Raw genomic sequence first — 12512 nt, 5'->3', positions numbered from 1 at the left:
GGCGCAGGATCACCGAGCGAAGAAGCAGCCGACACACGAACCGTAGATCACGAATCAAACCCAGGGATTGTTTTGAGCAATATATCCGGCAGCTCATCGTGAAAACGAGGTGCCCCACGCCACTTGTGACGCCCTCTCAGAAATGACGCAGCGGTTGCGGGCAGATTCCAAACGCCAGGCCGGAGGCCACAACGGACCGAAATCCCGGCTTACTGTTCCGACTTGTCCAACAACCCTCGTCGAAAGTCAGGCTCCATGACCACTTCTCGGTCCACTTTCCGCGCATCGCGGAAAGCCACCACGGTGCGCGCTGCAATGATCGCGGCAATGGCGTGCTCGCTTACCCTCGGTACCGGTGTTGCAGCACATGCCCAGCCCGCTACCGAACCCGCTCCGCCCGCCACCGTCCAGGGCGACGACGTCATCCCGCCGGCACCGACCGAGGCGACACCCAAGGCCGCCGACCAAGGCATCGTTCCTCCGAGCCTCGACTCAGCCCTGCCCGCGACCAGCACGTACGACCCGAGAACCGAGACGAAGGGTTACGGACCGGCATTCACCAACTTCCTCGCGGGCTTCCTGTACAGCGTCGTCAACCCCGACGTGGCACCGCAGGGTGCCAACGACTGGAACTGCAAGCCCTCGGCAGCGCATCCGCGACCGGTCGTCCTGTTGCACGGCACCTGGGAAAACGCCTTCAACAACTTCGCGCGGATGTCGCCCGCTCTGAAGAAGGAGGGCTACTGCATCTTCGCGTTGAACTACGGTGACACCGACTCCAGCGCCATCGGCAACATCAAGTCGCTGCGCGGCACGGATTCCGTCGCCTCGAGCGCCAAGGAAATCGCCACGTACATCGATGCTGTGCGCGCCGCCACCGGCTCCGCCCAGGTCGACATCGTCGGTCACTCACAGGGTGGACTCGTCACCCGTCAGTACCTTCGTTTCGAGGGCGGTGCCAACCTGACCGACCCCACGCAGAACAAGGTCAACACGGTTGTCAGCGTCGCGGGCTCGAACCACGGCACCACCCTCGTCGGCATCGGAACCCTGGGCCGCACCATCAACAACCTGGGACTGAACGTGCTCGGCGTCGTCGGTGCCATCGCCGGCCCGGCCGCATCGGATCAGGTCATCGACTCCCCGTTGGTCAAGGCACTGGCCGTCGGCGGTGACACCGACCCCGGAATCAACTACACCGTGCTCGGCACCAAGTACGACGAGGTCGTCACCCCGTACAAGACGACGTTCCTCACCGCGGGCCCCGGCGCCACGGTCAAGAACATCACCCTGCAGGACGGTTGCGGAATCGACCTGTCGGACCACCTGTCGATCTCGGTCTCGCCGCGCGCGATCGGAATCGTGAAGAACGCACTGGATCCGAAGGGCTTCCCGGCGAAGTCGATCCCGTGTGCATACAACTCCCCCATCACCGGCGGATAATCAGTACCAGGTAACCAGCTCGGTGAGGACGGTCGGCCGTACGGTCGACCGTCCTCACTGCTGTTCAGGCCTCTGGCACTGCAACCGACGTGCGCCGAATCCCGGCGTGCCCGAACTCGACGAGACCGCGGGCCGCGAAGGCGTCGAGCCAGCCCACCATCGGCCAACGACCCCACCGATCGAAGAACCTGCGCGCGTTGGCGACGATGTCGTCGAGATGCTCCACCGGAGGATCGGATACCGGATGCCACTGGTGGTACGCATGCGCCCCGCCCACCCACCGCAACCCCATGCCCGACGCCTCCGCGGTGGCCGCGAAATCGGTGTCCTCGCCGCCGTAACCGGTGTAGTCCTCGCAGAAACCGTCCAGTTCGGTCCAGGTTCGTGTGGTGACGGCGAAGGACAGCGACCAGAAGAGGTCGAAGTTGTCGCCGTGTTCGACGATCCCGGTCGGCGGATTCGGGCGCGCCGGATGCGGGCGGGTCAACGACATCAGCGCCGGGCCCTCAGTGCCGACGTGTCGTTTCTGCAGGTAGGTCACCGGGCCACAGAGCAACGACCGTTCGTTACTCGACTCGGCTGCCGCGCGAGCGTACAGCTCGACCAGGTCGGGCCCAGGAATACAGTCGACGTCGAGGAACACCAACAGTTCCGCGCCGCGGTCGATGGCCGCGGTAGCGCCGAGATTGCGCGCCTGGGCAAGCGGTAGCGCGCCGTCGACGGGGATCTCGAGACACAGGGCGGTCGAGCCTGCCTCGGTGAGTACGTCGGCGATCGCATCGTCCCCCATGGACACGACGATGTGATCGGCCTGTTCCCCCTCGGCGGCTCGCAATCCGCGCACCTGAGCACCCAGGTGCTCGTGTCGACCGGCCACCACGGTGACGACCGCGATCTTCACTGCCGAACTCGATCGGGTACGGATTGCTCGATGGCGCGCGCGGCCCGCGCGGGCGCACCGTCTGTGCGCAGTGCCGACCACCGAGCACCCCCAAGATCGAGAGCGCGGTCGGCAGCGGCATGCCACCGGGCGACGGAGGGCCACGCATCGAGCACCTCGGCGATCGACCCGTCGGCGAGAGCTCGGCCCGTGGCCGACTGCTCACCGAAAGGCCGGTCCTGCGGCACGACGATCGCGGGCGCGCCTGATGCAGCGACGTCTGCGACCGCATTCTGCCCGGCGTGTGTGACGACGAGAGCAGCCGAACACAGCACCGGCCACACGTCGTCGACCCAGTCGCCACCGGCTACTCCGAGGGCGCGAAACTCGAAGCGGTCGTCCACTGCCGACCACGAGTCCACCAGATCCCGGGTGAGCGACGTACCGCCCGCCGCCCCCAACACCACGACCGTCGGTTCGGGCGACTCCGAGGACCGCTCGCGACCCGCGAAACGGCTGATCGAGCCCGAAAACGTCGTCTTGTCGGCGAAGGGCAGTAGCCAGGCCGGCTCGTAGACCTCCCGTGACCACGGCGCGACGATATGGGTCGCTGCCCGGTAGGCGAGGCCGTGAATCGGATCCGTGCGCTCCCCCGGTATTGCCATGACGATCACCCGCACTCCCATGAGACGCAGGAACATCGCGACTTCGACCGACACGTCCACCACCACAGCCGACGGTTTCTCCTGCGCCACCCATTGCGCGATCCTGGCCATCCGCTCGGTCAGACCGTCCACGTCGTGCGGTGCCCAGTGCAGCACGCCTCCCGCCGTGCTGTCCTGTGCGAGGGCGTCCGTGGACTCGTCCACGTCCAACGGTAGCGACAGCCACTCGGCCGCCGCATGCCCCTGCGGTCGCATTCGCGAAGACAGTACGGTCATCGGTTCGGACAGCGATCGTGCAATCGCGTCGGCCCGCGTGACGTGTCCGACCCCGTGATGGTGCGCGTAATAGCCGATCATACGAACGCGAGACGCTCGCGCATCGGGTGCGTGACCGCATCGAGTGTCGAGCGGTACAGCGCCTCGTACTCGTCGACCATCCGATCCATCGAGCACACCGCTTCGGCGCGTGCCCTGACGTCGCTTCTTCTCAGCCGAGCTGCCTGCGGTATCGCCGCCGCCAGACCCTGCACGTCGTCGGCCGGCACGAGGACTCCCGACGATGCGTCGACGATCTCCGGAATGCCTCCTCGGGCGAACGCGGCGACGGGAGTGCCACATGCCAACGCTTCCGCGACCACCAGACCGTAGGGCTCGGACCACACCGGCGAGACGAGCGCTACCTCCGCACCGCCCACCAGTGCAGCGAGAGCCGGTTGGTCGAGATGGCCGACGTAGCGAACCCGGTCGTCGAGCAGAGGTTCGATGACGCCGTGGAAATATTCGAGGTTGCTGATCGGACCCGCGATCCGCAGCGAACGACCGGCGAGCTTCGCAGCGGCGATGGCCAGGTGGAGCCCTTTTTCGGGAACGAGGCGACCGGACCACACCACGTAGTCGCCACCGCTACCGAAGGGCCAGTCGTGCAACGAGATTCCGTTGCGAATCACGACCGTGCCGGTGGTGACGTCGGCCCACTGAGAGGCAGCGAACTCACTGACCGCGGCGAACGTGTTGGCCCCGGCGGGGGCAAGCGCCACCGCCGACTCCAGAAACGGCAACGGTGGTGTGTGCAGGGTGGTCACCATCGGCACCGGCAGAGTGGAGGACATCGCGAGCGGCATGTAGTGCAGGCTGTGGTTGTGCACGATGTCGAACGACTCGGCAAGCGTTCCGGCCAGTTCCAACATCACCGCCAGGTAGGCGTGGTGTTCGCGCACGGCGGTCGGAGCGATCGCGATGTCGGCGAGTGATATCGGCGTCAGATCCAAAGTCCGCACCGGCAGTAGCGTCGCGTCCAGGTCGACGCTCGAGCCGTCCGCTGCGAACAGGCTCACCTGGTGTCCGCGCTCGATGAGCGCACGCACCAGGTTGTAGACATGTGCCTCCAGACCGCCCGCGAAAGGCTGGGCCACCGGAAAACTCGATGACGCCAGCACCGCGATGCGAAGTGGGTTCTCGTTCAACGCCTCTCCTCTGTCACTGCTGAATAGATTGCTGCATGGGTATCTGCGATCGTTCGTCTCTGTGTTGCTCGAACGCCGGGGTCGAGTGCGGTTGTTCGATCGTTGTGCGATGCCCGCACGGCCGCAACGAGACCGTCGGCATCGAAGTAGTCGATCCCCATCGGGAAGCTGTGCACCGGAGCCTGGTCTGCGTAGAAACCACAGTCCGACGCCACCACGGACGTACCCAGATCTCGGCAGGCCTCCAGCCAACCCGAGTGCGTGCCGAATCGATACGGGAGCACCGACACGTCGATCTCGGTGAGATAGTCCCAGAGCGCGCGGTCGTCGAACCGCTCGTGCACCCTGACGTCGACCCCGGGAAAGGTGTTGTAGTCCAGAAGCTTTGCGCCCACCGTGGGGTTGTACCAATGGCTCGAGGACTCGAATACATCCTCGTCGATGTCCAACCGCACCGTCGCGTTCGGTAGTGACCTGGCGCCCTCGATCACCGCGTCCATCACCGCCAACGGGTCCATGTTGGGCCGCAGATTCTTGGCGTGGACACCGATGACGAACGAGTCCGATTGCGGGCGGTCGCATTTCATACGCTCGAGCGGCACCACGTGCGGATGCGGCACCACGACTGCGGTCACCCCCCACCGCTCGCGGATCGAGGCAGCCGCCCCCTCGGTCAAGGTGATCACCGCAGCGGCTCCGCGAACCAGCACGTCCAATTGCCGCACGTGTTCGGAGTTGTCGACAACGTGGGGGTTGTGCAGATCGTGGACGGTCAGAACCAACGGCTGCCGGTGAATGCGCAGGTGTTCGACAGTGCGAGCCAGCTCTTCGGGGTCGAAGGACTCGAACCCGAAATGCACGTGGAGCACGTCGAATCGGACATCGGTCTGCTCGGCGAGCCATTGTGCGTCGAGCAGCCTGGGCGGCCACCACTGACCGGGCACATCCACTCGCGCGGGCGCCGGGTCGGGCAGCAACGTGATCGGCCGGTGACCGTCCACCGGCTGCAGATGCTGGACGTAGACATGGGAGGACGGAACCGAGGCAACACGAATCATGACTTCCTTCGGGTACAGGAAAGAATCGTGCCTGGTCCCGACACGCGATACAGGTCCTGTACCCACAATCACTCGGGTTCAATCGGGGTTGGCGCAGCAGCTCCACCGGGGCTACGTTGACCAGAGAATGGTCCACAACGAACGAGCACATCACGTCGGGGCAGGCATGGACGGACGCACCCGCCACTACGGCGAATTCTACGAAGTAGCCGAACGAGAGCAGGGCCGTGTCGCCCCCGAAAACGACGATCGGCCGCTCCTTCTCGTCTGGGGTAATTGTCAGGCCGAGGCATTGCGCATCCTCCTTGATTCCGATCCAGCCATGCCGCTGCGGACCGTGCGTGTACCGCCGGTCCACGAGCTCGAATCCTCGGACCTACGCCATGTCGACCGGCTCGTGCGCCGAGCGTCGATCCTTCTCACCCAACCGGTTCGGGCCGGTTACCGTTCGCTACCGCTCGGGGTACCGGATCTCGCCGCCGCTCTGCCGCCCGACGCCACCGTCGTGCGATGGCCCGTGCTCAGATATGCAGGCCTGCATCCATTTCAGGTGATCGTTCGACATCCCAGCGATCCTGCCGCCGTTCCGAGCCTCGTGCCCTATCACGACCTGCGCACTATCCTTGCCGCCCGACGCGGACTCGGCGAGGACCGCGAGTGGGATCGACCTGTCTCGGCGGATGGTTTCCGACGTGCCGCCCGAGCGAGCCTCGAGGAGTTGCGTCGACGCGAGAGCCGGGATACCGACATTGCGGCGTCCGACCTGTTCGAGGAGGCCGGTCGCGCTGCCACCCATACGATCAACCATGCGACCAATGTGGTGTTGACCGCCTGTGCGCAAAGGATACTCGACCAGTTGCACACCGGCTGCACCGTCCGGGATCCGGGCCGTGAACTACTCGGAGGAGTGCGGGCACCCGTCGAGCAACGGGTTCTCGACGCTCTCGATCTCGGCGGAGACCCACGCCCGGAGTGGATCGTGGACGGTACGCCGCACTCGTCCGATTCGGTGCACCGCGCCCACTTGCGCTGGTACGCAGCGCATCCCGAATTCATCGGGGCCGCACTCGAGCGTCATGCGGAACTGATTCGCATTCTGGAGCTGACACCGTGACCCAACCGGTACACCATCTCGTCGTGGGCCCACCCGAGCACGGAGTTGTTCGCTGTTCCCGCGAATTGGCCCGTGCAACAGCAAGTCCGGTCATCACCGACTTTCACGATCTGCCTGCCGAGATTCCGATACACGTGCACTTCACCGATCGACTCTTCGGCCGAACAGCGGATGCGGCCGCCGACGCGTTCGTCGCCGCCGCGGGGCGGCACCGAGCGCCGATCACCGTCACGTTGCACGACGTCCCGCAGGCCTCGGACGGTCGTGCCTTCGAAGCGCGGACGAATTGCTACCGGCGGGTTGTCGACAGCGCGTCCGCCATCGTCGTCTCCAGCATGCACGAGCGGCTGCTGCTCGAGGAGATGCTGCCCCGTCCCGTCGATATCCGGGTCATTCCACTGCCCATCCACAGCGCGACTCCACAACCGGACCACACCAGCGCTGCGCGCCGTGTCGTCGGCGTGCTGGGGTTCGTGTACCCAGGTAAGGGGCACGCGGAAGTACTCGAAGCCATGCGATGCCTGGACGCCGACGTCGACTTTCTGTCGATCGGATCCGCGTCGCCGGGCCACGAGTCGATGATCGACGAACTGGCCCGTTCGGCGGCATCACACGGCCGTTCGTTCGAGTCCACCGGCTTCGTTCCCGATGCTGCACTCGACGCACTCCTTCGGTCGATCGCCGTACCCGTCGCGTTCCACCGACACCTGTCTGCATCCGGGTCGATCAACTCCTGGATCGCGGCCGGCCGTAGACCGCTCGTTCCTCGTAGTCGATATGTAGAGGAGATCGAGGCGAATTCGCCAGGCACACTATGGATTCACGAGAACTCCGTCGACGGCCTTGCTGCGGCCATGACCGATGCGCTCCGTCGTCCCGAGGACACCTGGCTGCAGCCCGACGTGGTTGCCTACCCCACACTGGACCAGGCAGCGGCCCTGTACCGCGCACTGTTCGGCGAACAACGTCTGCCGAGCGCGCTGGAGCTACCCGATGGCCGCTGGGTCGTACCGGGCAATCGTTGGGACCTGCTGCCGCCCGCCGAGCGGGCGGCCTCGGTGTCGGTGGTGATCCCGTATTTCGAACAACAACGCCGGTTGGAGTACGTGCTGACCGCGCTGACCGCGCAGACGTACCCGTCCTCGCGCATCCAGGTGATCGTGGCCGACGACGGATCCCGCGTACCACCGGACGTCGACGCCTTCGAATCCGCACTCGACGTCACCGTCGTCCGACAGTCGGATCTCGGTTTCCGCGCCGCTGCTGCCCGCAACCTCGGTGCCTCGGCCGCCCGCGGTGAGATTCTGTGCTTTCTCGACGCCGACACCGTTCCCGAGCCCGGGTACGTCGCAGATTCGGTCGGGTTGCTCTCGGCATTACCGGACGGCCTCGCCGTCGGGCGACGACGCCATGCCGATCTGTCGGGCTGGACCGCCGAGGATGTGGCCGACTGGCTCGGTGGGCGATCGGCCGGACCGCCGGAGTTGACCGAACCGCAGTGGCTTCGAGACGGGTATGCGCAGTCAGGTGACTTGCTCGACGCCGATCGCCGCTCGTACCGATACATCATCAGCGCCGTCATGTCGTGCAACCGTGCGCTCTTCGAGGAGCTCGGGGGATTCGACGAGAGCATCGTCGGATACGGCGGCGAGGACTGGGAATTCGCGCATCGCGCCTACGACTGCGGTGCCGTGCTCGCGCATCTGCCCCGCGCCGTCGCGTGGCACGACGGGCCGGAATGGGCCGAGCGGACCGGCGGAGACCGTGACCGAAAGAACCGTGAGGCCATGATGCTGGCCTCGCGCATCACCGACCCTGCGGCCCGCAACCACGGTCTCGTCCACGCCGTGTCCGAAATCGTCGTGGTCGTCGATTCCGCTGGACACACCTCGTCGTCTCTGCTGCAGACCGTCGGATCCCTTCTGGGCGAAAAGGATTGTGCCGTATGGATACACGGCGCGGAGGCAGCAGAGTTACGGCGACCGTGGGGGGACGTCGACCCGCGGGTGCAGCACGGGCAGCCGGCCGATACCGGGCGCAACCACGTCGTCGTGCACGTCCGTGGCCGAGTCCTGTTCGGCGATCGGTCCCTGCGCCGCCTGCTCGGTGCCGGGGCGGATCGGATGACGGTGGACGTGGGCGGTACGGGTGTCGTGCAGTTGTGCAGTTCTCGGTCGACTGCACGTGCGGCACGGTGGGCACTGATCCTCGGGTGCACCCCGACGGACGTGGCCGACGCGTTGTTCGGGTGCACACACCGAACAGGTGTCGAGTTCGGGTTGTCGATCGGCGAGCAAGTGCCGAACCTGGCGTGGTGACGGTTGAAACGGTGCCGAAGCGAGCATCCCGTGAAGGTCGTCGGAAAGTACTGGTCAGGGCTCGTCGGGGCGAAGTGAACAGCAAGATCGGGTGAAGATGAACAGAACACTGTATTCGATGATCTGCATGATGGCGATAATCGCCCTCGTTGCATTGCTTTGGGGCACAGTCGGTTATGTCTATGCCGACACCCATCCGTTACGTCGCGCGGCCTTCGTCGGTGGCGGAGTGCTGATCGTGGGATGGCTGCTCGTGCTCGTCGCCGCGGGCATCAAGATCTCGCGGCTCAAGGCTCGCAGACGCGAGAGCAACTCCGATTCCGATTGAAAATTTCGTCGACGGGTACTCGGCTTCGAAGTCTCGGGCACGACAGTCCTGTTCGGCCGTCCGTCCGAGTCCCTCGTAGACACGGAGCAAGGATCGTCGATGGTCAGTCAGCGCAGTGCGTCCGGGCAACGGGATGTCCCGGTTGGTCCGGCGACTCGCGACGAGTACCTGTCGACGTGGTCGACGCTGCACAACGGCATCGATCCATCCTCGTCCGTGTTGGTCAGATGGTGGCTCGGAGTGGTCTACGCGCTGAGCGCGCCGTTGGTTCGTGCATCGATATCCGCCCATGCAGTGACCTTCACCGCCGTGGCCGTGGCCGGTGCTGCGGTCGTTCTTTCTCGGCCCGGGACTTCGGCACCGCTGCTCGCTGCAGTGCTTATTGCGCTCTCGGGCCTGCTCGACAGCATCGACGGCGGCGTCGCCATGATAGGCCGAGCTCAATCGCAGTGGGGCTATCTACTCGATACCGTCGCCGATCGATGCAGCGATCTGTTGCTGCTCGCCAGTGGGCTCGCTCTGGGGGCACCCTTGCCTCTCGTCGTCGCGGTCGGGGTGACGACATTTCTGCACGAGATGGCTCGTGCCCGGGCAGTCGGCGCGAACATCCCCGACGTGGGCTTTCTGACGGTATGGGAACGGCCGTCACGGGTGATCGCTGCTGCCGTGACGGCGACTGTGGCCGGTGCCGCTCCGGCGAGTGCCGGTACATCGGCGACCATCGGTATTTCCGTGACGTGCACGCTGGCTGTTCTCGGCTTCACTCAGCTGATGTTCGGGTTGTATCGCCGGGCCGATCGAATTCCGCGGTGACCAGCCAGCCGGCGAGTGCCAACACGTGAAACACGAACATCCACAACATGACGGCCACGCCCCCGCCGATCGCGGTGAGTCCGCCGAACGGCGCACCCAGATCCACCGGAATGGCCAGAAAGAGGATGAAGCCGTGCACGAATCCGGTGACTATCGACGAGGTCACCAGTGATCCGACGATCAATGCCCGCCATCCCACCGCGCGCGGAGCGATGACACGGTAGGTCCATGCGAGTGGCACCGACAGGATCAGCCACAGGCAGTTGAAGCCGAGGAAGACGCGTAGCGCCATCGAACCGAGCCCGCCGTCGCCGGTCGTCGCATCGAGCAGTCGGCCGACGCTCAGCACGCCCATCAGCAGCACTGGGGCAGCGGCGAAGAACGGAACCATTGCGAGTCGGCCACGCCAACCGGTGAACGATTCGCGGGTTGGAGAGAACCGAACGATCGCCCGGCGCAGCCCTTCTCCGTAGAAGGTGGCGGGGAAGATCGATATCAGAACCCCGATGGGGCTCAGTTCTATTCCGGCAGTGGCCAATCCGTCGACTGCTGCCCGGGCACCGAGCGCATCGGGCAGCAGTGCCGACACCGAATCGAATCCGGTGCGAACCCATTCCGCCGACACCAGCACGACCGTGGCGCGGATGGTGAGCAGAAGCAATGGCACAACGGCAATGACCGCATAGAAGGTGAGGCCGCCGGCGATCAGCGTCGTGTCCTCCCGAGCGAACCCTGCTTTGATAGCGGCGAGGCTCTCGCGCGCCCGGGCTCGGATCGTCGTCATCGGGGAAATGTGCCACAGGATCCCGAGACGGGGTCACACCAGGGTGACATCCACTCCATCGATGGCCTTGAGGAACGGGCAGATCGATGTCGCCTGGGCAAGAACTGCTTCCGGGTCGTCCGTGCCGGGCAGCGACACCTCGAGGCCGAACGTCGCGTCGTACCCGGATGCGTCGGAGTCGGTGAGAACGACGGTGCCCTTGACTGCGAGTTCTTCGATGCTGCCGCCCACGGTTCCCAGTGCTATGCGCAGCGATTCGACCAGGCAGCTCGACAGCGCGGCGGCCATCAACTGCTCGGGGTTGGTGCGCTCCCCCGGACCACCCAGCTGTTCGGGTTCGCGCACATCCAGTGACAGGACGCCGTCGTCGGAGGTGACGCCGGTGGCAGTGGCGGAGACGGTTGCGGTGTAGAGCTCGGTGTTCATACGGTTCGGATGTCCACTGTTCGGTGGATCGAAACCGGCGCTCGTCGATACTTCCGGTCGCCTATCGCCTGGCACGTGTCGATGTTCACACATCTGCGGCAGCCGTTTGGCCGAAGCTACCCACGGGTAATGACCAGTTCAGGGCCGGGCATCACGCTGCGACCCGCAGGCATCGGCCGTACGTATCGACCACAACCGGAAGGGGAACACCATGAGCACATCCACTCTGATCGCCCAGTTGCGTGTCGCACTGCAGCTGACGAACACCGAAATTCAGATCGCGGAAACTCGCGTCGTTCAGGCACGCACCGAAGCGGTGCGCAGGGAACTCACACAGAACGCCGCAAACGGTCGCGACCGCGCTGCTGCCATCGAGGAAGCACTTCGTGGTCTGGGCGGATTGCCCGACCTCGTGTCGCCGTTCCTGGGACGCACGCTCGCGGCGGTCAAGTCCGTGGCCGAGCAGGCTCAACCGTTCGACGAGGCATTGTTGGGCGACCTTGCGCTCGAGCAGCAACTGCTGGGACGCGCTAAGTACATCAAGGCTCTCGCTACCGCAGCACACGAGCCCACTGTCGTCGCCCTGGCCAACAGGTTGGCCACCGCGCACAGCGCCACGGTCGAATGGCTCGAAACCGTGTTGGCAGAGGACGCGCTGGGTGGGCCGGCAGCACTGCGCCGCACGCCGTTCCAGGCCGCCGCGGGAACTGCGGTCAAGATCGTCAATGCACCGGCCACCTGGTCGGCACGAGGTCTCGATCGCGCATTGAACACCGCCCGCGCCACTCCGGACCGCCTTCAGGCGCTGCTCGGCCGCGGTGCCCACGCCGGCGACGTCGCAGCCAAGACGCTGACGGCAAGTAGGGACGCAGCACTCGAGGCTGCCGAGGATGTCACTCGAAGCGAGGGAGTCGATTCGGTCGCAGACGCGATCCACACCGCTCGTTCCGCCAGCGGAACCCTCGACGCAGACGAACTGCCGATCGCGGATTACGACGATCTCAACGTCACGGACGCCGTCGCCGCTATCAAAGAACTCACCGACCCGGCCGACGTTCGCACCGTCGTGACTTACGAAGAGGCCAACAAGAACCGCCAGGGCGTCGTGTCCGCAGGACAGACGCGCGTGGCAGCCATCGCCAAGGACGTCGTCTCCATCGATTGATGTAAGTCGATCCTTCTGCGAATACCGATGCGGCCCGTGATATTCCGGGCCGCAT

General features: G+C 65.3%; 12 protein-coding genes. 6 read left to right on the top strand and 6 right to left on the bottom strand.

Features of this window, described 5'->3' with window-relative positions; translation table 11 throughout:
- The first annotated feature begins 255 nt into the window (after positions 1-255).
- Positions 256-1443, top strand: coding sequence for an alpha/beta fold hydrolase (locus ACIGGF_RS16035; RefSeq protein ID WP_397522230.1), 1188 nt, complete (start codon positions 256-258; stop codon positions 1441-1443).
- A gap of 64 nt (positions 1444-1507) precedes the next feature.
- On the opposite strand, the gene ACIGGF_RS16030 is transcribed toward ACIGGF_RS16035, so the two are convergent.
- The 4 genes from ACIGGF_RS16030 to ACIGGF_RS16015 are packed head-to-tail and all read right to left on the bottom strand — an operon-like array spanning position 1508 to position 5509.
- Entirely contained in the window at positions 1508-2344 is an 837-nt protein-coding gene (locus ACIGGF_RS16030; protein WP_397522229.1) for a glycosyltransferase family 2 protein, read from the bottom strand.
- A complete protein-coding gene (locus tag ACIGGF_RS16025) occupies positions 2341-3345 on the bottom strand; it encodes a glycosyltransferase (protein ID WP_397522228.1) in 1005 nt (334 codons plus the stop codon). Before ACIGGF_RS16025 ends, ACIGGF_RS16030 begins: the two co-directional genes overlap by 4 nt.
- Entirely contained in the window at positions 3342-4451 is a 1110-nt protein-coding gene (locus tag ACIGGF_RS16020; RefSeq protein WP_397522227.1) for a glycosyltransferase family 4 protein, read from the bottom strand. The genes ACIGGF_RS16025 and ACIGGF_RS16020 overlap by 4 nt, the downstream gene beginning before the upstream one ends.
- A complete protein-coding gene (locus tag ACIGGF_RS16015) occupies positions 4448-5509 on the bottom strand; it encodes a hypothetical protein (RefSeq protein ID WP_397522226.1) in 1062 nt (353 codons plus the stop codon). The genes ACIGGF_RS16020 and ACIGGF_RS16015 overlap by 4 nt, the downstream gene beginning before the upstream one ends.
- A 127-nt stretch (positions 5510-5636) precedes the next feature.
- Here ACIGGF_RS16015 and ACIGGF_RS16010 point away from each other — a divergent pair, with 127 nt between their 5' ends.
- The 4 genes from ACIGGF_RS16010 to ACIGGF_RS15995 all read left to right on the top strand — a co-directional run bounded on the left by ACIGGF_RS16010 (position 5637) and on the right by ACIGGF_RS15995 (position 10082).
- Positions 5637-6623, top strand: a complete 987-nt coding sequence (locus ACIGGF_RS16010) for a WcbI family polysaccharide biosynthesis putative acetyltransferase (RefSeq protein WP_397522225.1) — start codon at positions 5637-5639, stop codon at positions 6621-6623.
- Positions 6620-8941 (top strand): glycosyltransferase, encoded by a 2322-nt coding sequence (locus ACIGGF_RS16005; protein ID WP_397522224.1) that lies wholly within the window; start codon positions 6620-6622, stop codon positions 8939-8941. Before ACIGGF_RS16010 ends, ACIGGF_RS16005 begins: the two co-directional genes overlap by 4 nt.
- 97 nt (positions 8942-9038) lie before the next feature.
- Entirely contained in the window at positions 9039-9269 is a 231-nt protein-coding gene (locus tag ACIGGF_RS16000) for a hypothetical protein (RefSeq protein WP_397522223.1), read from the top strand.
- 99 nt (positions 9270-9368) lie between these two features.
- Positions 9369-10082 carry a CDP-alcohol phosphatidyltransferase family protein gene (locus ACIGGF_RS15995; RefSeq protein WP_397522222.1) on the top strand — a complete coding sequence of 238 codons (714 nt, stop codon included), beginning with the start codon at positions 9369-9371 and terminating at the stop codon, positions 10080-10082.
- Here the strand turns inward: ACIGGF_RS15995 and ACIGGF_RS15990 are convergent.
- The gene (locus ACIGGF_RS15990; RefSeq protein ID WP_397522221.1) at positions 10030-10866 is read right to left on the bottom strand and encodes a YihY/virulence factor BrkB family protein; all 837 of its coding nucleotides are present in this window, start codon (positions 10864-10866) and stop codon (positions 10030-10032) included. The genes ACIGGF_RS15995 and ACIGGF_RS15990 overlap by 53 nt on opposite strands.
- Before the next feature lie 33 nt (positions 10867-10899).
- Positions 10900-11292 (bottom strand): OsmC family protein, encoded by a 393-nt coding sequence (locus ACIGGF_RS15985; RefSeq protein ID WP_397522220.1) that lies wholly within the window; start codon positions 11290-11292, stop codon positions 10900-10902.
- A 211-nt stretch (positions 11293-11503) separates the two neighbouring features.
- Here ACIGGF_RS15985 and ACIGGF_RS15980 point away from each other — a divergent pair, with 211 nt between their 5' ends.
- Complete coding sequence (locus ACIGGF_RS15980) at positions 11504-12457, top strand: ferritin-like domain-containing protein (protein WP_397522219.1); 954 nt, start codon at positions 11504-11506, stop codon at positions 12455-12457.
- The last annotated feature ends 55 nt before the right edge of the window (positions 12458-12512 follow it).

Source organism: Rhodococcus sp. NPDC078407, assembly GCF_044542515.1.
In the GTDB taxonomy this organism is placed as follows: Bacteria; Actinomycetota; Actinomycetes; order Mycobacteriales; family Mycobacteriaceae; genus Rhodococcoides.
This window is presented reverse-complemented; position numbering and strand designations above follow the sequence as displayed.